Source organism: Pseudomonas sp. GW821-FHT09C10, assembly GCF_059418085.1.
In genome coordinates this window covers 66,425-86,865 of sequence record NZ_JBWKPE010000010.1, presented here as the reverse complement: position 1 = coordinate 86,865, position 20,441 = coordinate 66,425, and the positions used below count along the sequence as shown (strand labels likewise).

Sequence of the window (20,441 nt, the reverse complement as noted above, 5' to 3'; positions counted from 1 at the left end):
GTGCCACAATGGCGCCTTTGTCATGGCAGTCGAATCGAGCACATTTCATGAATGGCCTTGAGCGTGAGCAGGACCAGGATTGCGTTATAGAGGAGCAGGTGCGAACCGACCGTTTGCACCAGTTGTTTCGCCAGTCATTTGCAGCCATTTTCGGCAGCTACATGGCAGCCGCCATGCTCTGCTGGCTGTGCTGGGAGCGCTTCGATCACACGTTGATGCTGGTGTGGCTGGTGCTGCTGGGTGCCTCGTCGCTGCTGCGGGTCAAGATGTTCCTGGACTGGTTCCGCTGCCCCAACAGCGAACGCACCCCGGACCGCTGGGAGCGCCGCTACTGGGTCACGCTGGTACTGTCCGCGAGCATTTGGGGGGCTGGGGCACTCGCGCTGATGCCCCCCGATGATCGGTTGTCCCAGGCGCTGGTGATGCTGTTCACCGTGGGGATGTCGGTCAGTGCCGTGTCGTGTTATTCGGCCTATCGCTACATGACCCTGGTGTCCATCGGCCTGGTGTTGCTGCCGTGCACCTTGTGGCTGTTGTTCCAGCCGACATCGATGCAAGTGGGCATCGGCATCGCGGTCCTGGTGTTTTCCACGTTTGTGGCCAGTGCCACGCGCAAGTTGTCCGATGCACTGGAGAAAGCCTTTCGCCTGACCCGGCAAATGGAACGGGCCCATAACATCTCGACCCGTGCCGCACAGACCGATGAGCTGACCGGCCTGATGAACCGCCGGGCATTTTTCGAACATGCACAATTGCTGTATGCGCAATGCCGTCATAACCAGCAGCCGCTGTGCGCGCTGATGATGGACATGGACCACTTCAAGCAAATCAACGACACCTATGGGCACCAGGCCGGTGATCAGGTGTTGCGCCAGATTGGCGGGGTGATCAGTGCGTCGTTCCGCAAGGCCGATGTGTATGGGCGCTTGGGCGGCGAAGAGTTTGCGGTGTTGTTGCCCAATACGTCGTTGGACACCGCGCGCACTATCGCCGAGGGCCTGATCAAGGCTATCGCCGGTTTGGCCGCCGAGCCGGTCAAGGGGCTGTCAGCCAGCCTTGGGGTGGCGTTCACCCATGCCGTGGACGAGGACTTGCACGGCCTGATGAACAGCGCCGACAAAGCGCTGTACCGGGCCAAGGCGCTGGGCCGCAACCAGGTGGCCGTGGCGGAGTAGGGCGCGGCTCAGTCCCTGTGCATGGCTTTGATCAATACCCGCGAAACCTGCTCGGCAGAGTAAGGCTTGGGCAGGAACTCGAAGCCGTCATAGCCATTATCAGCCAGCTCTTCGCTGTAGCCCGAGGTCAGTATCACCGGCAGGTCCGCCCGACGCTGGCGCAGCAGCTTGGCCATGGCGACGCCGGTGATACCGGGCATGACCACGTCGGAGAAGATCACATCGAAGGCACTCCCATCGTGCCCGGCAAGGGTCAGGGCCTGTTCGGCATCGGTCACCCAGGTGGCCTGATAGCCCAGGTCTTGAAGAATCTGGCTGGCAAACCGCCCGATCTCCAGGTTGTCCTCCACAATCAGCACCCGGCACTGTGATGTGTCGTGGGACGAAGCCGGTGTTTCCTCGCAGGGGGGGGGCAGCGCTGCTTCGGCTTCGACCTGGGGCAGATACAAGGTGAATACGCTGCCTTGGCCGGGCGTGCTGGTCACATCGATATTGCCCCCCGACTGCTTGGCGAAGCCGAAGACTTGCGACAGGCCCAGGCCGGTGCCTTTACCCACCGCCTTGGTGGTGAAGAACGGCTCGAAAATGCGTTCGACGGTGTCTTCGGGAATGCCGGGGCCGGTATCGGCGAGCGAAATGGCGACATACGCCTTACCCGACCCGGCGTCACCGCGAATATGGGGCAACGGCTGTGCCCCGAGGACTTTCAGGGTCAGGGTGCCCTGGCCCTCCATTGCGTCCCGTGCATTGAGGGCGATGTTGATCAGTGCGGTTTCAAACTGGCTGGCATCGATCCGCGCAAAACACGGCTGCGAAGGCATCTCGACACGTACATGAATGCGCGCGCCTGTGACGCTCTCCAGCATCTCGCCGATGTTCTGTACGCGCTGGCCCACGTCAAAGACTTCCGGGTTCAGCGGTTGGCGGCGGGCAAAGGCGAGCAATTGGCTGGTCAACTTGCTGGCCCGCTCTACGGTATCCGCCACCGCGCCCATATAGCGCTGGCGACGCTGTTCCGACAGGTCTGGCTGACGCAGGAAGTCCACCGATGAGCGAATGATGGTCAGCAGGTTGTTGAAGTCATGGGCCACGCCGCCGGTGAGTTGGCCGATGGCTTCGAGTTTCTGCGACTGGCGCAGCGCGGCTTCGGCCTTGGCCAGCGCCAGGGTGCGTTCTTCGACGCGCTGTTCCAGCGTGGTGTTCAGTTCGGCATAGGCCGCCAGGCCCTTGCGCACATCGGCATCGGCACGCACGCGCTCGATATGCGCCCAGGAGCGCTCGGTGACCTCCCGCAACAGGGCCAGGTCGTAAGGAGACCAGGGGCGTGGATTTTTGTCATGGACGGCCATCAGGGCCGTCAGGCGACCGTTCTTGATCAGCGGCATGCAGATCGTCGCCGTCACCCCCAGGGCCTGGAAGGTGGCGGACTCTGTGGGCGGCAACTCGCGCAGATTGTCGTGGATCACCAGGGGCTCGCCGGCGCGCAGGCAGTTGACGGCCATCTCGCCGAATGCCGCCAGGCTGTAGCGGCCGATAATGCTGGGCGAGCCGGGCGCGGTCCAATTGTCTCGAATGGTAAAGCCGTCCTCATCGGCGTCCATGTCGGCGTAGGCGCAATTGCTCACCTGCAGGTGTTCGGCCAGCAACCGGGTGGTGCTGGTCATGATGGCTTCGGCATCGGCGGCGTTGGCCACCGCGTTGCCGATGGCGTCCAGCACCGCCAGGCGGCGTGCCAGGAACACCGTGGCGGTGGTCTCGGTGACGGTGTCGAGCATGCCGACCACCTTGCCTTGGGGATCGCGGATCGGGCTGTAGCAGAAGGTGAAGTACGCCTGCTCCCGCCTCGGGCCGCGTTCAATCACCAGGGGAAAGTTTTCGATATAGGTGGCGTGGCCCTCGAAGGCGGCGTTGGCGATAGGGCTGACGTCATCCCACACCTCGGCCCACACTTCGTTGAACGGGCGCCCCAACGCGTAGGGCTTGCTGCCCAGGATCGGGATAAACGCATCGTTGTAGAGCGTGATCAGCTGCGGACCCCAGACAATCGCCTGGGGAAAGCTCGACGCGAAACACAGCGCGACCGTCGTCTTCAAAACGTCTGGCCACTGCTCCAATGGACCGAGAGGTGAATTGGCCCAATCATGCTGGCGCACCTGTTCGGCCATGTCGCTGCTGCTTTGCAGCCAATTCATCATTCGGGAAACACCTTGTTTTTCAGAATCTTCGGCGCGCCTGTCAGGATCCGGCGCAAAGCTACAGACCCGCTTGAGCGCTACCAGTTCAGCCGAATTATTCGATAGATGGCAATTTGATTCTCCACTCGTTTGAATAGCCCGAGTTCAGCGCTATCGGACGACTACCCCACCTTATTGCGCGCCGAATAAACCCGTCCAGTAAATGCCCGCGTCACTCTTCGGGTCCATGGCATAGGCTGCGCCCAATTCGCGAAATTGCGGGTTCATCAGGTTGGCGCAATGACCCGGGCTGGCGAGCCAGCCGTCGACCACCTTGCGCGGGGTGTCCAGGCCGGCGGCGATGTTTTCGCCGATGTTCTTCGCGATATACCCGGCCAGTTCGGCGCGGTCGCCAGGCGTGCGGCCGTCGTGGTCCAGGTGGTCGAAGAAATTGCCGTTGGCCATGTTGCGCGTATGGCTGTTGGCGGCCCCGGCCAACTCCTCGTTCCACGACAATGGTGTGGTCGCGGTAAACGCCTGGGTGCCGCACTGGCGCGGTTGTGTACGGGCGGCATTGATCAGGTCGAGCAGCTTGCGGCCTTCGGTTTGCCAATCGCCCAGGCCGCTGGATAGCAACGGGCGGGCCAGCACGATGCGCCAGTCCTGGCCGCTGTTGCTCACGCCGATGTCGACGAATTGCGGGTCCAGCACCACCCGGCAGAAACTCTCGCGCACGGCTTTCATGGCTGCCTGGGCGTCCTTGGGCCCGGACAGGCTGATGGCCTGCACATTGACCATCGGGTACGCGGCACGGGCCAGGGCCTGCTGCAGGTCGCCGACGTTACTGGCCGGCAGCACCAGCCGTGTATCGTTGGCCAGCGGCGGCAGTTCCTGGGAACCCTGGTCGCCGCAGCGCTGCACCTGGCTGCGGTACTCGTTGATCTGTTGCACCAACTGACTTTCTTCATTCGCCATCGCGCTGGCGCAGAACACCGTACTGGCGGCCAGCGTCGTAAGACCCATCATCAATGACAGAACGCGCATGGACGTTACCCTTGAGCTTGAAAGTGCCCATGATGCGCGATGTGGGTGCGTCCATGCACCCGTTGGTCCGAACTTTTTTGCTCAGTTCTTGAATGCAGAGTGTTTGCGGCCCTGGTCGCACAAGGCAAACACCACCACCAGCAGCGCGGATATGCCGAGGATGATCACCACGCCATCGGTGGAGTGGGTGGCCGATGCCGCCACCATCGACAGGGCGCCCAGCGGCGCCAGGCCACCGGCGATGGCCGTGCCGATTTCGCGCCCGGTGCCGAAGCCCGAAGAGCGGGTCTGGGTCGGGAACTGGCGGCTGAGGAACGAACCTTGTGGGGCAAACATCATCGGCGCCAGGATGCCGGTACCGACGCCGATGGCGATGTAGATCATCAGGCTTTCGCCGGTATTGAGCAGGGCCAGGAACGGGTAGGCGAACAGCAGCGAGCAGACCCCACCGAGGATCAGCACAAGCTTGCTGCTCCACTTGTCGCAGAGCCAGCCGAAACACGGCACGGCGACGATGGCGATCAGGCTGGCGATGGTCACCGACAGCGAGGTGACGTGTACATCCACGCCTTTGAACTGGGTCAGGTAGGCCAGGGAGAAGGTCTTGAAGATGTAGCTCAGGGCGTTGTAGCCAATGGCAACGAAGAACACCACGGCGAGGCCCTTCAGGTCGTTCTTGAACAAGGCTTTCAGGGGCGAAGCCTTGGCCTTGGCGGCTGCTTTGGTCAGTTCCTTGAACTCGGGGGTTTCCGGAATGCTGTTACGCACCCACAGGCCGACGCCGACCAGGACGATGCTGCAGATAAACGGAATGCGCCAGCCACCGGCCAGGAGGAATTCATTGCCGTTGATGGTCAGCAGGTACACGGTAAGCGACGACAGCAACAGGCCCAGGTTCAGGCCCAGTGCGGGCCACGCACCCTGGCTGCCACGCTTGCCCTGGGCGGCGTGTTCGTAGGAGGTGACTGCCGCCCCCGACAGCTCGGCGCCGGCGCCCAGGCCCTGGATGATGCGGATAAACACCAGCACGATCGGTGCCCAGATGCCGATGGAGGCGTAGCTGGGGATCAGGCCGATCAGCGTGGTGCACACGCCCATCAGGCAGAAGGTCAGCACCAGTACCTGTTTGCGCCCGAACTTGTCGCCCAGGTAGCCAAACAGGATGCCGCCGAACGGGCGTGCAATAAAGCCGATGGCGAAGGTGGAGAAGGCCATCAGCGTGGCTGCCTTCGGATCGCTGTTATCGAAGAAGATCTTCGAGAACACAATGGCCGCCATGGTGGCGTACAGGTAAAAGTCGTACCACTCCAACATCGAGCCAAAGATGGTTGCCGCTGCGACTTTGCGCAGGCGTTTGCGCGTTTGCTCGGGCGTTTCGGTGCCGGAGAGGGGGGCGGATGCCGTCATGCTGTACTTCCTTCTGGGTCTTTGTAGTTATTGTCAAATGGACGTGTGGTGCGGGGGTTACTCGGGCGTGAACAGGCGGTCGGCGATCATCGCGCCGATCGGCATGGCTGATGTGGCGGCCGGCGAAGGCGCGTTGCAGACGTGGAGCATTCGCGGGGTCTGGGCGAACAGGAAATCGTGCACCAGGCTGCCGTCGCGCATCACGGCCTGGGCGCGAATGCCGGCTTCGTAGGGCAGCAGGTCGTCGAGGTTCAGCGACGGGCAATACTTGCGGCATTGCTCCAAATAGCCGGACTTGAACAGCGAATTCTTCATCTCGGTGGTGCCTGAACCGAGGTTTTGCCAAAGGGTTTTCCAGAAGCCGGGGAAGCTGGCGTACTGCGCCACGTCGCGCCAGTTGACCGAGAACTTGCGGTAGTTCTCGCGACCCAGGCCCAGCACGGCATTCGGGCCGACGGTCACGCTGCCGTCGATCATGCGCGTGAGGTGCACGCCGAGGAACGGCAGCTGCGGGTCTGGAATCGGGTAGATCAGGTGGTTGACGATGTTGTTCTTGGCGGCCGGCAGGCGGAAGTACTCGCCGCGAAACGGGATGATCTGGTGGTCGATCTTTACCCCGGCCAGCCGCGCCAGACGGTCCGACTGCAGCCCGGCGCAGACCACCAGGTGGCGCGCCTGCCATGTTTCGCCGTGGGTGTTGATGGTGACGTGATCGCTGCTTTCGCGGATGCCGGTGACGGTGCGCTCCAGGCAGATCTCGCCACCGCTGCGGCGGATCACTCGGGCCATGGTCTCGCACACCTGGCGATAATCGACGATGCCGGTGGCGTCCAGGAACAGCCCGCCCAGGCCGACGATGTTCGGTTCACGCTGGCGCAATTGGTCGGCATCCAGGCGTTCGACCTGCATGCCGTTGAGTTGGGCGCGGGCATACAGCGCTTCCATTCGCTGCATTTCCAGGGGGCTTGAGGCCACCAGCAGCTTGCCGCAGACCTCGAACTTGATGCCGTGCTCGGTACAGAACTGCTTGGTGGCTTCGGCGCCGCGCTTGCACAGGTCGGCCTTGAGGCTGCCGGGTGCGTAGTAGATGCCAGCGTGGATCACGCCGCTGTTGTGGCCGGTCTGGTGCCTGGCCAGCACCGGTTCTTTCTCGAGGATCACCAGGGACGCGCCGGGCTGGCGCTTGAGCAGTGCCATCGCGGTGGCGAGGCCGACGATGCCGCCGCCGATAATGCAAAAGTCGTGAATCATTGCGGGTACCTAGGGCTGTCCATTTTGGTCTGCTTATCAGGTTGTCAGACTAATGGTTTTGTTAAAAAAATGGCGTGTCCGGGACACGCTTCAAACGGGTGAAATCCTTCAGTGCTTGGCGGGCAACTCCAAGCTCAGGCGCCGCGCCGCCGCACGCAGGTGGGCCTCGGCGTTGGCGGCGGCGCGCTGGGCGTCACCGTCGGCAATGGCCAGGTAAAGCAGTTGGTGTTCCTGGGTGGCATCGGCAGAACCGGTCACAAAGCGTGACGCGGAGTTTTCCCAGGCGGTCTTGCGCGCGCTGGCCAGTTGGCTGCGCAGGAAGTCATGGAAGGCTACGAAGTAGTCATTCTTGCTCGCGTCAGCGATGGCCCGGTGGAACTCCACGTCGGCCAGGGCGGCGGCTTCGAAGTTGTCGCGGTTGTCCTGCATGTCCTGCAAGGCGCTTTTCATGCGTACCAGATCGGCGTCGTCGCGGCGCTGGGCGGCAATCGCGGCGGCCTGGGTCTCGATCCACAGGCGCACTTCAAACATCTGCGCCAGGTCGGGGCGCCGTCCGTTCGGCAGGGGAAAGCGGAATACCGTGCCGGCAGGCGTCTGGGAAATGAACGAGCCCAAGCCCCGGCGCGCGGTGATGACACCGTCGGCCTTGAGCTGGGCAATGGCCTCGCGCACCACGGAGCGGCTGACGTTGAGCTGTTCGGCCAGTTGCTGTTCGGTGGGCAGGCGCGATTCGGGCGGTAGCTCGCCGGCGTCGATTTCTGCGCGGATCGCACTGACAACCCGCACGACAAGCGAATCGGGACGTTGAAGCTCAAGCATGGGACAACCTTGGTGATCAGGTTGTCAGACAATAGTCGTTACGATTTTAGCTTGTCAATGTTTGCGTGCTGCTGGCTGTCCACGCGACCCCTTGCGATGGCCAGGGCGAGCAGGATCAAACCGGCGGCGACGCCAAAGGTTGTGTGCAGGCCATCTGCGACTGATTGCGGGGTGCCATGGGTGACATCAGGGGTTGCCCAGGCGAACACCGTGCCCAGTGCCGATGCGCCGCCAATCAGCCCGAGGTTGCGCGACAGGTTCAGCCAACCCGAGAGCGTGCCTCGGTTGGTGCCCTGTGCGGCCTTCATCACAGCGGTGTTGTTGGCGGTCTGGAACAGGCTGTAGCCCGCCGTCAGGATCACCAGCGAACCCAGGTAGGCCGGCAGTCCTGAGGCCAGCGCCAGCAGCAGCGCACCGCCGAGCAGGGTGCCCTGCCCCGCGAGGGTCATGTGCCGGCTGCCCAGGCGGTCGGTGAGGCGCCCCGCCGGTACGCCGGTCAGCGCCGCGACACACGGCCCGACCGCCATGGCCAGGCCCATGCATTCAGGCGCGAGCCCCAGGCCTTGGGACAGATAGAACGGCCCGACCACAAAGGTGGCCATGATCACCGCGCTGACCAACGCGCTCATGGCCAGGCGACTGCGCAACGACGCGTCCTCCAGGGCGCGCCAGAACCCGGCCTGTGCAGGCAATCGCCCGTGGCGGCGATCAAGGGGCAAACAGCGCCAGGCAAGGACGAAGGCTACTAATCCCAGGGGCGCACCCGCCAGAAACAGGGCCCGCCAACCCCATAGGCTCACTAACACCCCACCGACACTCGGCCCCAGTGCCGTGCCGACTGCCGACAGCGTGCCCAGCAGGCCCATTGCGCGGCCGGTACGCTCCGGAGGCACCGTATCACCGACCATTCCCAGGGCCATGGCCATCATCACGGCGGCACCGAGCCCTTGCAGCGCGCGTGCGGCAATCAGCCCATTCAATGTCGGCGCCGCACTGCACAGCCCGCAGGCCAGCGCGAACAGCAATAACCCGGCGAGCAACAGCCGACGCCGGCCCAGGCGGTCGCCCAGGCGGCCCGCACTCACGATCACCAGCGTGATCGCCATCAGGTAGGCCAGCACCACCCACTGCACGGCATGAAACGACGCATCGAATGCCTGTACCAGGCTGGGCAGGCCGACATTGGCGATGCTGGTGCCGAGGGCGGCGAGCAACATGGACAGCGACAGGCTGGCAAGGCCGCCGCGTGAAGACGTATGCATGGAAGATTCCTTGGGTGGACGCAACTGTCACAAATCTACGGCCTGGCCTAACATGGCGGAAGACGCAAGGTTTGCAGTTAATACCTGCGTCAAACGCCTGCTAAGGAGCGCCCATGCCCGACTTTAATCTGCTGATCACCCTGGATGTCTTGCTGGCCGAAGGCAGTGTCGCCCGAGCGGCCAAGCGCTTGCAGTTGAGCCCCTCGGCCATGAGCCGGGCGCTGGCGCGCTTGCGCGAGACCACCGGCGATCCGCTGTTGGTCCGCGCCGGGCGCGGGCTGGTACCGACGCCGCGGGCGCAGGCATTGCGTGAGCAGGTCAGCCGCCTGGTGCAGGACGCCCATGCGGTGCTGCGCCCGGCACACGCCCTGGACCTGGCCCAGGTGGAGCGCACCTTCACCTTGCGCACCAGTGAAGAGTTCGTCGAAAACTTCGGTCCCGCGTTGCTGGCGCGCATCGCACGGGAGGCGCCTGGTGTACGCCTGCGTTTCGTCAGCAAGACCGACAAGGACAGCACGTTGCTGCGCGAAGGCAGCGTCGACCTGGAGACCGGTGTGGTCGACCCCAACGCCAGCCCCGAAGTGCTGACCCAGGCGCTGTTTCGCGACCGTTTGATTGGCGTGGTGCGCAGCGGCCATCCCTTGAGCAAGGGCGACATCAGTGCCGAGCGGTTTGCCCAGGGGCGGCACGTCTACGTCTCGCGGCGCGGGCAGGAGCGCGGCCAGATCGACGATGGGCTTGACGCCCTGGGCTTGACGCGGCAGATCGGCACCATCGTCGCCGGGTTCGCCACGGCCATCGCCCTGGCCCGCGACACCGACCTGATTGCCAGCGTGCCCGAACGCTACACCGCCCAACAGCGCGAAGGCCTGTACAGCTTTGCGTTGCCGTTGATGCTGGCACCGTTCACTGTGGCGATGCTCTGGCATCCGCGGCTGGATGCCGACCTGGCCCACCGCTGGTTGCGCGGGTGCGTGCGTGATGTGTGCGGGCACTGAACGGCCTGCAACAGGTACAATCGCCGCTGCCTTGACGCGAAACCCAGGAATCTGCATGTTCAGCCTTACCCGCTACACCACTCCGTGCCCCGAGCCCATCAATGCCCAGATCCTGCAGATGGTGGTGGACAACCTCACCGACATCAGCAGCGTCGCACTGCCGCCGAGCAACCTGCTCTACAACATTTACCAATACGCCATCGGCTTTGAGGTGCACCTGTACCTGGAGGCAGTGGGCGGGTCGAAGGGGATTGCTGTTGAGTTGATCGTGGCGATGCTCGAGGAGCAGGTGATTGGCTTTTGCCTGTACCTGCCGGTGAAAGATGATCCTGAAGCCTGTGGCATCGCCTTTATGGCGGTGCAGGCTGGTTTCCGGCGCCAGGGTGTGGCGCGCGGGATGATGGCGGACGTGCTGGCGCGCTATCCCCATGCCGAGTTGGCCTGTGCCGTGGAGAAGGTAGCGGCCTTCGAGGCCATGGGGTTTCAAGTGCGGGGTGCGCGGGGCACCCAGGTGTTGATGAATACCCGGGACTACGGCACCGATGGCTTGATGGGCGTGTTGGATGTGGCGGCGATCTATAGTTCGCTGGAGGTACGCCAGATCCATACCTACCTGCTGCAAAAACACGGCAAGCGGGCGATGGTGGATGCCGAGAAACAGCGTGATCGGCACCTCGATCAACTGGCCCGCAAGGTCCAGCTGTTTGTGGCAGGGCGTTAGCCTGGCCTGGTTGGCTTTTTTTGTGGTGAGCGGGCTTCTGTGGTGCGCTTGCCTCTGTGGTGGGCGGGCTTGTTGTGGTGAGCGGGCTTGCCCCGCGCTGGGCTGCGAAGCGGCCCCAGAAACAGCCCCGGAGCTGCCTGGCACACTGCAGCGCTCTTATCGGGGCCGCTTCGCAGCCCAGCGCGGGGCAAGCCCGCTCACCACAGAAGCTTCTTCAGCCTTCAACGCCGTGCGCGGTTGACCATTGCCAGGATGGTCGCCAACAACTCATCTTGCGCCTCTTCACGGCTGATCTCGCCACTGGCCGCAGCGTAGGACAACGCTTCCGCAGCGCCCAGCATCGCCCGTAATCCTGGCTGTGAAACCTGGCCAAAGGGCCCCAGTGCGTCGCGGCATTTGTCGAGAAAAATCGCCTCGTACTTATGCTTGAGCGCTTCCAGCTCCGGCGAACTGCTCAGTGCGGCAATCACCCCCGGAATTTCCCGGCCCTGCAATAACACGCAATCGACATAGCACGAGGCGATCACCCCGGCGCGTTCTTCCAAGGTCGCGCGGCTGGCGTCGAGGGCTTCGGCAAACACTTGGGTCTGACGCGCGTCGAAGTCTTCATACAGCGCGGCGAGCAGCCCGGCACGGGTGACGAAATGGTCGTAGACCACCGGTTTGGTGACGCCGGCCAGTTCCGCCAGGCGGCCCAGGGTCAGGGCTTCGGTGCCTTCCTCGCGCACCAGCTGCCAGGCCACCTCCAATAACTGACGCAGGCGATCTTCACGGGACAGGCGACGACGTGGGGCAGGGGATTCAGGGCTTGACATGCTTATATACCAAAAGTAACTTGATGGCGTTAACTTACCAAAAGTAGCTTAAACCCAAACGGAGTCAAAGTCATGCACGCACTCATCGTCGTTGCCCATCACGACCCACAATCCCTCACCCACGCCGTGGCCGCGCAGGTGGCTGCCGGCCTGACTGCTGCGGGCCACACCTTTGAAATCGCCGACCTCGCCGCCGAAGGCTTCGACCCGCGCTACACCGCCGCCGATCACCGGGTACACCGCACCCAAGCCACGCCCCCGGCCGACGTGCTGGCGGAACAGGCGCGCATCGAGCGCGCCGATGCCCTGGTGCTGGCGTTCCCGATCTACTGGTGGTCGCTGCCGGGCCTGCTCAAGGGCTGGGTCGACCGCGTGTTCGTCAACGGCTGGGCGATCGACTACGGCCCGGATACCCCGGTGGTGAAAAAACTGCGGCATTTGCAGGTGCACTTGCTGGCCCTCGGCGGTGCGGATGACAGCGCGTTTGACCGCCATGGCTATGCCAAGGCGATGCGTACCCAGATCGACTACGGCATCTTCGATTACTGCGGGGCGAAGGTGGTGACGTCCGAGCTGTTGCTGGATTCGGAAGGCGGCGCAGCCCCGGCGCATCTGAAGACGGCGAAGGCGGTCGGGCAGAGGCTGTTCGAGGCCGAGACGGTTGCCGGTTGATTCAACCTTCGCGAAACAGGTCGTGGGCGTCCAGCAGGCGGTAGGCAATTTCCGGGTTTTTCTCCAGGCCCCGGCGAATCGCCGCCGGGATCGCTTGCCGGGTCTTGCGGCACATGCCTGGCAGCTCGTCGATGACGATCTGGATGCCGCGCATGCTCTTGACCTCGGTGTGCCCCGGAGCGATATGCACGCGGATGCCCAATAGCTCGTGCATCCGCTGTTGCATGCGCTCCAGGTCTTGCAGGCTTTGCAGGTTTTCCAGGCGCTCGACCAGGCGTTTTTCTTCCTGGCGTGTCAGGCTGAGGATACGCAGGTCGGCGCCGGGCGCCTCCAGCAGTTGTTCACGGTCGCAGACACAGGCGCCGGGTGGGCAGGGTTGGCGAATGGTCATGATCCTTACCTCCCCATTCCGGCGCGGGCGAGTCAGTCGCTCAACGCGACCCCCAGGCTGCCCAGGGCCTTCCAGTACCCAGGATAGGTCTTGGCCACGCAGTCCGGGTCCTGAATGCGGATACCCGCGATTTTCAACCCCGCCAGCGCAAAGCACATGGCGATGCGGTGGTCGGCATGGGTGTCGATCAGGGCGTTGCACGACGTGCCGGCCAGCGCCGGGTCGGCCGCGACCAGCAGGTCATCGCCTTCAATGCTGGCGAGGCCCGGACGGATCGCATTGAGGCCGTCATGCAGGGCCTGTACGCGATCGCATTCCTTGACCCGCAGGTTGGCCAGCTCCGTGAAGCGCACCGGGGTGTTATTGAAGGCAGCCAGGACCGCCAGGGTCGGGATCGCGTCCTGCATCTGCGAACCCACCACGGTGGCCTGCATATTCGGGAACTGCGCGATCACCGCCTGGGCCTTGGCGTCCGGTTGGGTGAAGGCGTGGGCGGCCACGCCGATGTCGATACGGCCGCCGGTCAACACTTCGGCAGCCCACAAGTAGGTGGCGGCGGACGCGTCGGGTTCGATCAGGTAATCATGGGCGGTGTAGCCGGTGGGGGCCACGCGCCAGGTGGTGTCGTCGACCACATCGACCTGCGCACCGAAGGCCCGCATGCAGTCCAGGGTCAGGTCCACGTAGCCACGGGCGCCGATGTCCTTGCCGGTCAGTGCCACTTCAATCGGCGCTTCGCCGCACGCGGCCAGCATCAACAGGGCCGATACATACTGGCTGGACAGGCCGCCGTCGATCTCGAAGCGCTTGGCCTGGACCTTGCCCACGCCGTGCACCGTCACCGGTGGGCAACCGGTCGGGCTGTCGACCCGGATGCCGTTCTGGCCGAGGGTGGCCAGCAACGGGCCGATCGGGCGTTTTTGCATATAGTCGTCGCCGTCCAGTACCACGGTGCCTTGCACGGTAGCCACGGCGGCCGTCAGGAAGCGCATCGCGGTGCCGGCATTGCCGAGGAACAACGGCTGCGCCGGCAATTGCAGCTTGCCGGTGCCGGTGACCACGAAGGTGGTGTCGTCCGGCTCGTCGATGGTCACGCCCATCTGGCGCAGGGCCACCGACATATGCCGGGTGTCATCGCTCTTCAGGGCGCCGCTCAGGCGGCTGGTGCCCTTGGCCAGGGCCGCCAGCAGCAGGGCGCGGTTGGTAATGGATTTGGAGCCGGGGGGCGCGACCTTGCCATTCAGGGGGAAGTTGGGCGGTGTAACGGTCACGGTTTTCTGCGAACTCAAGGTGCAAGGCTCCTGGTCAAGGCAAGGTGGCTGGCGCGGCCAACGGGCGGAACCGAATAATCGGGCATAGATGCAGTGCTTGTCGAGCGGGGAATCAACCACCGTGGGTTGTTACAGGACAAGGCCTGTAGGCAGATGGCCCTTGCCTAGGTAGGCGTACGCCCGAACCAGGCGCAGGACAACTGCGTCCCCTTAATGAATTGCAGGAGACGTGCAGCGTTGCCCGCATAGCCGCCTGCTGGACAAGCCTGGGTGATGGGGTAAGTTCAGAACGTTCCCACCCGGGGCGTTTTCAATCATGGAGTGAATGAAATGAACAAACCTCAAACACAACTTCGGCACGGGCGTGTCGTCACCCCCGCCAGCCGAGGCTCGGTTGCGGTAGAGCGCGGGTTGCTGGGCAATTGGCAAGTCAATGAAATGGAAGGTGGCAAGAACTTCCCCGCGCTCACGGCCGGGCCGTTTCCTGCGCCGTATGAAACCGACGATCAAAGCGTCACGCCGCCTGCCGATGGGCATATTCTCAGTGGCGGCAAGACCGACGAGCGCGACTGCATCAACTTCACCGACGAGGAAATGAGCAAGAAGCTCAACACACCATTCACCTGGCCACTCCTGAATGTAGAGGCCGGCCAAGTGTTCAAGGTGCAATGGGAATACACCGCCGCCCACGTCACCCGTGGTTATCGCTGGTTCATCACCAAGGACGGCTGGGACGCCAGACAGCGCATCAGCCGTGCCCAACTCGAAGCCTCGCCGTTCTACGAGGACTTCTACCCCCAGGTGCCGTACTACCAGCATGCCGACGAATTGAAGGCCAAGGTCGAGCATCAAGTGACACTGCCCAAGGGCAAGAAGGGGCGGCATGTGGTGGTGTTGCTGTGGATCGTCGCCAATACCGGTAACGCGTTCTATCAGGCGTTTGACCTGGACTTCAAATAAGCCCGGATCAACGCCGGCTCAGCCAGTAATCATGTAGCGCCCGTGCAGCGGGTTCGATTTCTCGGGCTCGCTGCTGATGGGCGTCTACATCCAGGTCGGCCGGCAACTCGAAGTTGTCCTGCTCGGCGCACCAGGAGATTTTCTCCAGCTGTGCGGCCTGTTCGGCCGGCAGTTGCGGCCAGTTGCCGATCGCCGCGCCACGGATATAACCAAAGCACCATTCCTCGGCGAGGGTCACGTCCTGGCCCTGGTGTTCGGTTGCATCGAAGCGTGCCTTGAAGCCCTCGGCGTCAGTCGCCAGTTGACCGGCCAGCAGGTTGATATGACGCACGCACAGGTCCAGGAACTGCTTAGCCTCTTCGGCGTTTTCCCACTCCGGGTTCTGCCCGCCCCAGATCGCCGGGAACCACTCGGCGATGTCCACCTGTGCCGGGCTGGACACCAGCGCGGTGAAGTAGCCGTCGAGTTCGGCCAGGTTCAGCACCGAATGGTCGTCGCCGTATTTCAACAGGGTTTCTTCGATGAATTCGAAATCGGCGGGGGCGAGGGGTTGGGCGTGCATGGGCATATCCTTTAAACGTCGAACGCCGCTGATGGGGCGGCTCAAAGCGCGAAGGATGGCGTGTGCCGGGGCTTTTATCCAGCGTCTTTTCCATCGCTGTTGCCAGTCCCGCTTTTGGCCGATGCGCCGTCACGTACCCTTGTTATAGTTCAGGCCTTATCACTCGCCAGCCAGGGATCACTGCCATGTCCGAATACCAAGCTTTCGTCGTCGAACTCACCGACAACGTTGCCCATGTGCAGATCAACCGCCCGGAAAAGATCAACGCGATGAACGCGGCGTTCTGGACCGAGATCATCGACATCTTCCAATGGATCGAAGACACCGACGCTGTACGCGCCGTGGTGCTCAGCGGTGCGGGCAAGCATTTTTCCTCGGGCATCGACCTGATGATGCTGGCCTCGGTGGCCAACGACTTCGGCAAAGATGTGGGCCGCAATGCGCGCCTGCTGCGGCGCAAGATCCTCGAGCTGCAAGCCTCGTTCAACGCTGTCGATAACTGCCGCAAGCCGGTACTGGCGGCGATCCAGGGTTACTGCATCGGTGGCGCCATCGACCTGATCAGCGCCTGCGACATGCGCTATGCCGCCGAGGACGCGCAATTCTCGATCAAGGAAATCGACATAGGCATGGCCGCCGATGTCGGTACCCTGCAGCGCCTGCCACGCATCATCGGCGACGGCATGCTGCGTGAACTGGCCTACACCGGTCGCACGTTCGGCGCCGAGGAAGCGCGCAGCATCGGCCTGGTCAATCGCGTGTATGCCGATCAGGACAGCCTGTTGGCCGGGGTGTTCGAGATCGCCCATGCTATCGCGGCCAAGTCGCCGATTGCGGTCACCGGCACCAAGGCCATGATCAGCTACATGCGTGACCATACGGTCAATGACGGTCTGGAATACGTTGCCACCTGGAACTCGGCTATGTTGCAATCCAACGACCTGCGCGTGGCCATCGCGGCCCATATGAGCAAGCAGAAACCCGAATTCGTGGATTGACTGACATGACCCCAGGCTGGATTACCACAACGCTGCTGGACAACGACGCCCCCGGCGGCTGGGCCGTCGCCCGCAGCCGCGACGGCTTTTTGCATGATGCCAACGGCCCGCTGTTCCCTCGGGAATGGCTCAAGCGCCAGGACCTATCGGTGTTTGCCGAACACGGCATCGGCCACCTCGACGGTGAGCCGGTGTACCTGCTGGAACTCGACGCGGCGGTCGAAGTGCCGGGTTGCAGCTGGCAGGGCCTGCGCGGCTTCATGCTGCAGGGTGATCATACCCTCTACAAAGTGCTGGGCTACGCCGCGCAGATCGGTACCTGGGCGCGCGAGCATCGGTTCTGCGGCAGTTGCGGCCAGGCCATGGTCCAGGTGCCACGGGAGCGGGCGATGTATTGCCAGGCCTGCGACCTGCGCAGCTACCCACGGATTTCGCCGAGCATGATCGTGCTGGTGACCCGTGGCGACGAGATCCTGCTGGCGCGCTCGCCGCGTTTTGTCACCGGGGTCTACAGCACCTTGGCCGGCTTTGCCGAGCCGGGTGAGTCGGCCGAGGACTGCCTGATCCGGGAGGTGCGCGAAGAAGTGCAGGTGGAGGTCAGGAATATCCAGTACATGGGCAGCCAGTGCTGGCCGTTCCCCCATTCGATGATGCTGGGCTTCCATGCCGAGTACGCCGGTGGCGACATCGTGCCTCAGGCCGACGAGATCGAGGACGCGCAGTGGTTCAGCATCCACGACCTGCCGCCGCTGCCGGCTTCACGCTCGATTGCGCGCTACCTGATCGACCTCTACGTGGCCCGTCGCCTAGGCCACGCTGAACCAGTGCTGCCAGGCTAGGCGCACGGTCAGGCCAAGAACCACGGTGATAAACACCGGGCGAATGAATTTGGCGCCGCCGCTGATCGCGCTGCGGGCGCCAAAGAATGCGCCACCCATCACCGAAATCCCCATCGCCAGGCCGACAATCCAATCCACCGAGCCGTTGAAGATAAACACCGACAGCGCCGCCGCGTTGCTGACGAAGTTCATGCTGCGCGCCACGCCGCTGGCCTTCACCAGGTCGATGGGGTGCAACAGCAGGGTGCTCACGGTCCAGAACGCACCGGTACCGGGGCCCGCCACGCCGTCGTAGAAGCCCAGACCGAAACCCTGGGTGCCTTGCCATTTCTTCTTGATCGGCGCGTCGGCGTCCAGCGGTGCCTTGGGCGTGCCACCGAACAGCAAATACACGCCGCAAGCGAATACGATCACCGGCAGCATCTTGTTCAGGGTTTCGGCGGGCAGGTAGTGGGCAACCACCGCACCGGCCAGCGCACCGATCAAGGTGCCGACGATGGCATGCACCCACTGGCGCGGGTGGAACAGCTTGCGACGGTAGAAGGTGAAACTGGCCGTGGCCGAACCGAAGGTGGAGCTGAGCTTGTTGGTGCCCAGTACCAGGTGGGGCGGCATCCCGGCGGTGAGCAGCGCCGGGGTGGTAAGCAGGCCGCCGCCACCGGCGATGGCGTCGATAAAACCGGCGATAAAGGCCACGACGGCGAGAATGGCGAGGGTGGTGAGGTCTACGCTGAATTCGAAAGGCATGGGAGGGCTTATGGTTGGCAGGGCGCTGTGCGAAGGGGCGCCATCTTACCTGCCGAATGTACCCAGGACCAAATGTGGGGGCATGCCTTCTCCCACATTTGTTTTCGCTATACCCCGGAACGGCATTTCATGCGATCTTCCCGTCATTCGCCCTGGAGTCGCCTGGATGTCCTCATTTATCGCTGATCACCCGATGCTGTGCGCCGTGGCGCTGATCTTTATCGACATCGCCGTGTGGCGCCTGATCTCTGCCGACCTGGCCAATTGGAAGCTGGCTGCGCGACTGGCGATTTTTGCCGTGTTCAGTGCCGTGCTGTTCAACGACGGCATGAACCCCATGCAACTTGCGCCCTATGCCGACAGTACCGCCTTGCACCTGGCCGCCACGGCCCTGCAGATCGGCTGGTGGCTGTTTGCGGCGCGCACGCTGACGGTGTTGCTGGGCGCGGTAATGATGCAGCGGGTGGGCCACACCGGGCGGTTGTTGCAGGACTTGATGGGTGCGGTGATTTTCCTCATCGCGATCATCGCCGCCATGGCCTACGTGCTCGACCTGCCGGTCAAGGGCGTGCTGGCCACCTCAGGCGCGGTGGCGATCATCGTCGGCCTGGCGTTGCAAAGTACCCTCAGCGATGTGTTTTCCGGGATTGTGCTCAACACCACCAAGCCTTATCAGATCGATGACTGGATCTCCATCGACGGTACCGAAGGGCGGGTCACCGACATCGACTGGCGTGCCACGCGCCTGCAAACATCCCAGGGCAGCCTGGCGGTGATTCCCAACTCCCTGGCGGCCAAGGCCAAGATCATCAACTTTTCGCGCCCGGCGGATATGTTCGGCCTGGCGGTCAGCCTGCAGGTCAGCCCCCATGCACGTCCGCAAACCGTGATCGAGGCACTGGAGCGTGCGATGCAGGGGTGCCGGCCCCTGTTGGCCAAGCCGGCGCCGAGCGTGGCATTCAAGACCTCCGCCAGTGGCGGTGTGGAGTATGAAATCAGCGGCTTCGTGCCGGCCATGGCCCTCAAGCGCGAGGTGCGCAACCAACTCTATGACCTGGCGTTCCGGCACCTGCAAGCGGCGGGCGTGGGCGTGCTGTCCGCCACCGAGAGCAGCGCGCCACCGGCCATGTCCGCCGCGCGGGCGTTGCTGGAGCGTTCATCGATTTTCTCCACCCTGCGCCAGGAAGAGAAAGACACCTTCAGCCAGAACATGACCCTGCACACCTACCGCGCTGGCGAGATGATCCTGCCGGCGGGGGAGGTCAGCGATCATTTGTTTATTGTCGAGTCCGGCGTGGTTTCGGTGATGTTGACCAAGGGCGGCCATGTATTCGAAGCCGGGCGCATGGGGCCGGGAGAAGTGATTGGCGAGGCCGGGATTCTGTCCGACCAGGCTGCGCTGGCGGATTTTTCCGCCAAGACCTTCTGCACGCTGTACCGCATCGAGAATGAATACTTGAAACCGTGCCTGGACGCGCGCCACGACATCGGTGAGGCGATGAAGGCGCTGCTGGATTTCCGCCTGCACGCCGCTCAGGTCCTGACCCAGGAAGCGCCGGTGGTGCCGGTGAAGAAGGGCTTTTTGCAGTGGTTGCGCAAGCGCGGTCTGTGAGAGGCGAGGGCCTGGAAGTGCTGTACTCGAGGTCGAATGATCGCCAATGTGGGGTTTCTTGACTGTCTCTGACCACGTGAGGGCTCGACCTTGATTCGACTCACCGACTACATCGCCAACCTTGCTCAATCTCCCCTGGCTCCGTGGGCCGGCTTGGCGCCCTGGGCCCTGGTCGCCCAGGCGCCGGCCGTTGTTCGCCAGATGCTCGCCGAACTGCCGGCCGACGAGTACAGCGTGAAGGACGAAGTCGCCATCCACCGTACCGCCATCGTCGAACCCGGTGCCTTGCTCAAGCCGCCCCTGATCATCGGCGCCCATTGCTTTATCGCCAGCGGCTCGCTGCTGCGCGGTGGGTGCTGGGTGGATGAGCACTGCATCATCGGCCCCGGCGCCGAACTGAAAACCACCTTCATGTTCAGCGGCAGCAAACTGGCTCACTTCAACTTTGTCGGTGATTCAGTGCTGGGCCATGGGGTCAACCTCGAGGCGGGAAGTATCGTCGCCAACTACCGCAACGAGCGGGACGACAAGGAAGTGCTGGTACGGGTTGACGGGGTATTGCAGCGCAGCGGCTGCGACAAGTTTGGCGCGTTGCTGGGGGATCAATGCCGGATCGGCGCTAACGCGGTGCTGGCGCCTGGGGCGCTGTTGGTGCCAGGCAGTGTCGTGGGGCGTGGGCGGGTGTTTGACGTCGAGGCGTCCGTATAAACGCGAAGTTGAAAA

Annotated in this window: 20 protein-coding genes; 9 read left to right on the top strand and 11 right to left on the bottom strand. The window is 63.4% G+C overall.

Annotation, left to right across the window (positions count from 1 at the left end; genetic code table 11):
* Positions 1 to 8 precede the first annotated feature (8 nt).
* On the top strand, positions 9 to 1,175 hold the full coding sequence (locus AC07OT_RS19410; protein WP_495108811.1) for a GGDEF domain-containing protein: 1,167 nt from the start codon (positions 9 to 11) through the stop codon (positions 1,173 to 1,175).
* Between the two features lie 8 nt (positions 1,176 to 1,183).
* On the opposite strand, the gene AC07OT_RS19405 is transcribed toward AC07OT_RS19410, so the two are convergent.
* The 6 genes from AC07OT_RS19405 to AC07OT_RS19380 form a co-directional block, all read right to left on the bottom strand.
* Complete coding sequence (locus AC07OT_RS19405; RefSeq protein WP_495108810.1) at positions 1,184 to 3,370, bottom strand: GAF domain-containing hybrid sensor histidine kinase/response regulator; 2,187 nt, start codon at positions 3,368 to 3,370, stop codon at positions 1,184 to 1,186.
* Positions 3,371 to 3,541: 171 nt separating this feature from the next.
* Entirely contained in the window at positions 3,542 to 4,393 is an 852-nt protein-coding gene (locus AC07OT_RS19400; RefSeq protein ID WP_495108809.1) for a CAP domain-containing protein, read from the bottom strand.
* Between the two features lie 81 nt (positions 4,394 to 4,474).
* Positions 4,475 to 5,800 carry an MFS transporter gene (locus tag AC07OT_RS19395; protein WP_141157580.1) on the bottom strand — a complete coding sequence of 442 codons (1,326 nt, stop codon included), beginning with the start codon at positions 5,798 to 5,800 and terminating at the stop codon, positions 4,475 to 4,477.
* A 57-nt stretch (positions 5,801 to 5,857) separates the two neighbouring features.
* Entirely contained in the window at positions 5,858 to 7,051 is a 1,194-nt protein-coding gene (gene lhgO, locus AC07OT_RS19390) for an L-2-hydroxyglutarate oxidase (protein WP_141157581.1), read from the bottom strand.
* A gap of 108 nt (positions 7,052 to 7,159) precedes the next feature.
* On the bottom strand, positions 7,160 to 7,870 hold the full coding sequence (locus tag AC07OT_RS19385) for a FadR/GntR family transcriptional regulator (RefSeq protein ID WP_495108808.1): 711 nt from the start codon (positions 7,868 to 7,870) through the stop codon (positions 7,160 to 7,162).
* Positions 7,871 to 7,908: 38 nt separating this feature from the next.
* Positions 7,909 to 9,132 (bottom strand): MFS transporter, encoded by a 1,224-nt coding sequence (locus AC07OT_RS19380; RefSeq protein WP_495108807.1) that lies wholly within the window; start codon positions 9,130 to 9,132, stop codon positions 7,909 to 7,911.
* A gap of 113 nt (positions 9,133 to 9,245) precedes the next feature.
* On the opposite strand from AC07OT_RS19380, the gene AC07OT_RS19375 reads away from it, so the two are divergent.
* Both AC07OT_RS19375 and AC07OT_RS19370 read left to right on the top strand, forming a co-directional pair.
* The gene (locus AC07OT_RS19375; protein ID WP_495108806.1) at positions 9,246 to 10,130 is read left to right on the top strand and encodes a LysR family transcriptional regulator; all 885 of its coding nucleotides are present in this window, start codon (positions 9,246 to 9,248) and stop codon (positions 10,128 to 10,130) included.
* A 55-nt stretch (positions 10,131 to 10,185) separates the two neighbouring features.
* Entirely contained in the window at positions 10,186 to 10,851 is a 666-nt protein-coding gene (locus tag AC07OT_RS19370) for a GNAT family N-acetyltransferase (protein WP_092488582.1), read from the top strand.
* 221 nt (positions 10,852 to 11,072) lie between these two features.
* Here the strand turns inward: AC07OT_RS19370 and AC07OT_RS19365 are convergent, their stop codons facing one another.
* Positions 11,073 to 11,666 carry a TetR/AcrR family transcriptional regulator gene (locus AC07OT_RS19365; RefSeq protein WP_495108805.1) on the bottom strand — a complete coding sequence of 198 codons (594 nt, stop codon included), beginning with the start codon at positions 11,664 to 11,666 and terminating at the stop codon, positions 11,073 to 11,075.
* 72 nt (positions 11,667 to 11,738) lie between these two features.
* Here AC07OT_RS19365 and AC07OT_RS19360 point away from each other — a divergent pair, with 72 nt between their 5' ends.
* Entirely contained in the window at positions 11,739 to 12,338 is a 600-nt protein-coding gene (locus tag AC07OT_RS19360; protein WP_065941292.1) for an NAD(P)H-dependent oxidoreductase, read from the top strand.
* 1 nt (position 12,339) lies between these two features.
* Here the strand turns inward: AC07OT_RS19360 and AC07OT_RS19355 are convergent, their stop codons facing one another.
* Together AC07OT_RS19355 and aroA are read right to left on the bottom strand one after the other, a co-directional pair.
* A complete protein-coding gene (locus AC07OT_RS19355) occupies positions 12,340 to 12,729 on the bottom strand; it encodes a hypothetical protein (RefSeq protein WP_065941293.1) in 390 nt (129 codons plus the stop codon).
* 32 nt (positions 12,730 to 12,761) lie between these two features.
* Positions 12,762 to 14,018 carry a 3-phosphoshikimate 1-carboxyvinyltransferase gene (gene aroA / locus AC07OT_RS19350; RefSeq protein WP_141157586.1) on the bottom strand — a complete coding sequence of 419 codons (1,257 nt, stop codon included), beginning with the start codon at positions 14,016 to 14,018 and terminating at the stop codon, positions 12,762 to 12,764.
* A 312-nt stretch (positions 14,019 to 14,330) separates the two neighbouring features.
* Here aroA and AC07OT_RS19345 point away from each other — a divergent pair, with 312 nt between their 5' ends.
* A complete protein-coding gene (locus AC07OT_RS19345) occupies positions 14,331 to 14,960 on the top strand; it encodes a lytic polysaccharide monooxygenase auxiliary activity family 9 protein (RefSeq protein ID WP_115486173.1) in 630 nt (209 codons plus the stop codon).
* A gap of 7 nt (positions 14,961 to 14,967) precedes the next feature.
* Here the strand turns inward: AC07OT_RS19345 and AC07OT_RS19340 are convergent, their stop codons facing one another.
* A complete protein-coding gene (locus AC07OT_RS19340) occupies positions 14,968 to 15,522 on the bottom strand; it encodes a UPF0149 family protein (RefSeq protein ID WP_495101563.1) in 555 nt (184 codons plus the stop codon).
* Positions 15,523 to 15,707: 185 nt separating this feature from the next.
* Between AC07OT_RS19340 and AC07OT_RS19335 the strand changes: the two genes are divergently transcribed.
* Complete coding sequence (locus AC07OT_RS19335; RefSeq protein WP_495108804.1) at positions 15,708 to 16,520, top strand: crotonase/enoyl-CoA hydratase family protein; 813 nt, start codon at positions 15,708 to 15,710, stop codon at positions 16,518 to 16,520.
* A gap of 5 nt (positions 16,521 to 16,525) precedes the next feature.
* The gene (gene nudC / locus AC07OT_RS19330; RefSeq protein ID WP_495108803.1) at positions 16,526 to 17,359 is read left to right on the top strand and encodes an NAD(+) diphosphatase; all 834 of its coding nucleotides are present in this window, start codon (positions 16,526 to 16,528) and stop codon (positions 17,357 to 17,359) included.
* Here nudC and AC07OT_RS19325 read toward each other — a convergent pair.
* Positions 17,327 to 18,106 (bottom strand): TSUP family transporter, encoded by a 780-nt coding sequence (locus AC07OT_RS19325; protein WP_495108802.1) that lies wholly within the window; start codon positions 18,104 to 18,106, stop codon positions 17,327 to 17,329. The genes nudC and AC07OT_RS19325 overlap by 33 nt on opposite strands.
* 166 nt (positions 18,107 to 18,272) lie before the next feature.
* On the opposite strand from AC07OT_RS19325, the gene AC07OT_RS19320 reads away from it, so the two are divergent.
* Both AC07OT_RS19320 and AC07OT_RS19315 read left to right on the top strand, forming a co-directional pair.
* The gene (locus AC07OT_RS19320; protein ID WP_495108801.1) at positions 18,273 to 19,718 is read left to right on the top strand and encodes a mechanosensitive ion channel domain-containing protein; all 1,446 of its coding nucleotides are present in this window, start codon (positions 18,273 to 18,275) and stop codon (positions 19,716 to 19,718) included.
* Between the two features lie 90 nt (positions 19,719 to 19,808).
* On the top strand, positions 19,809 to 20,426 hold the full coding sequence (locus AC07OT_RS19315; protein WP_495108800.1) for an LbetaH domain-containing protein: 618 nt from the start codon (positions 19,809 to 19,811) through the stop codon (positions 20,424 to 20,426).
* Positions 20,427 to 20,441: the final 15 nt, after the last annotated feature.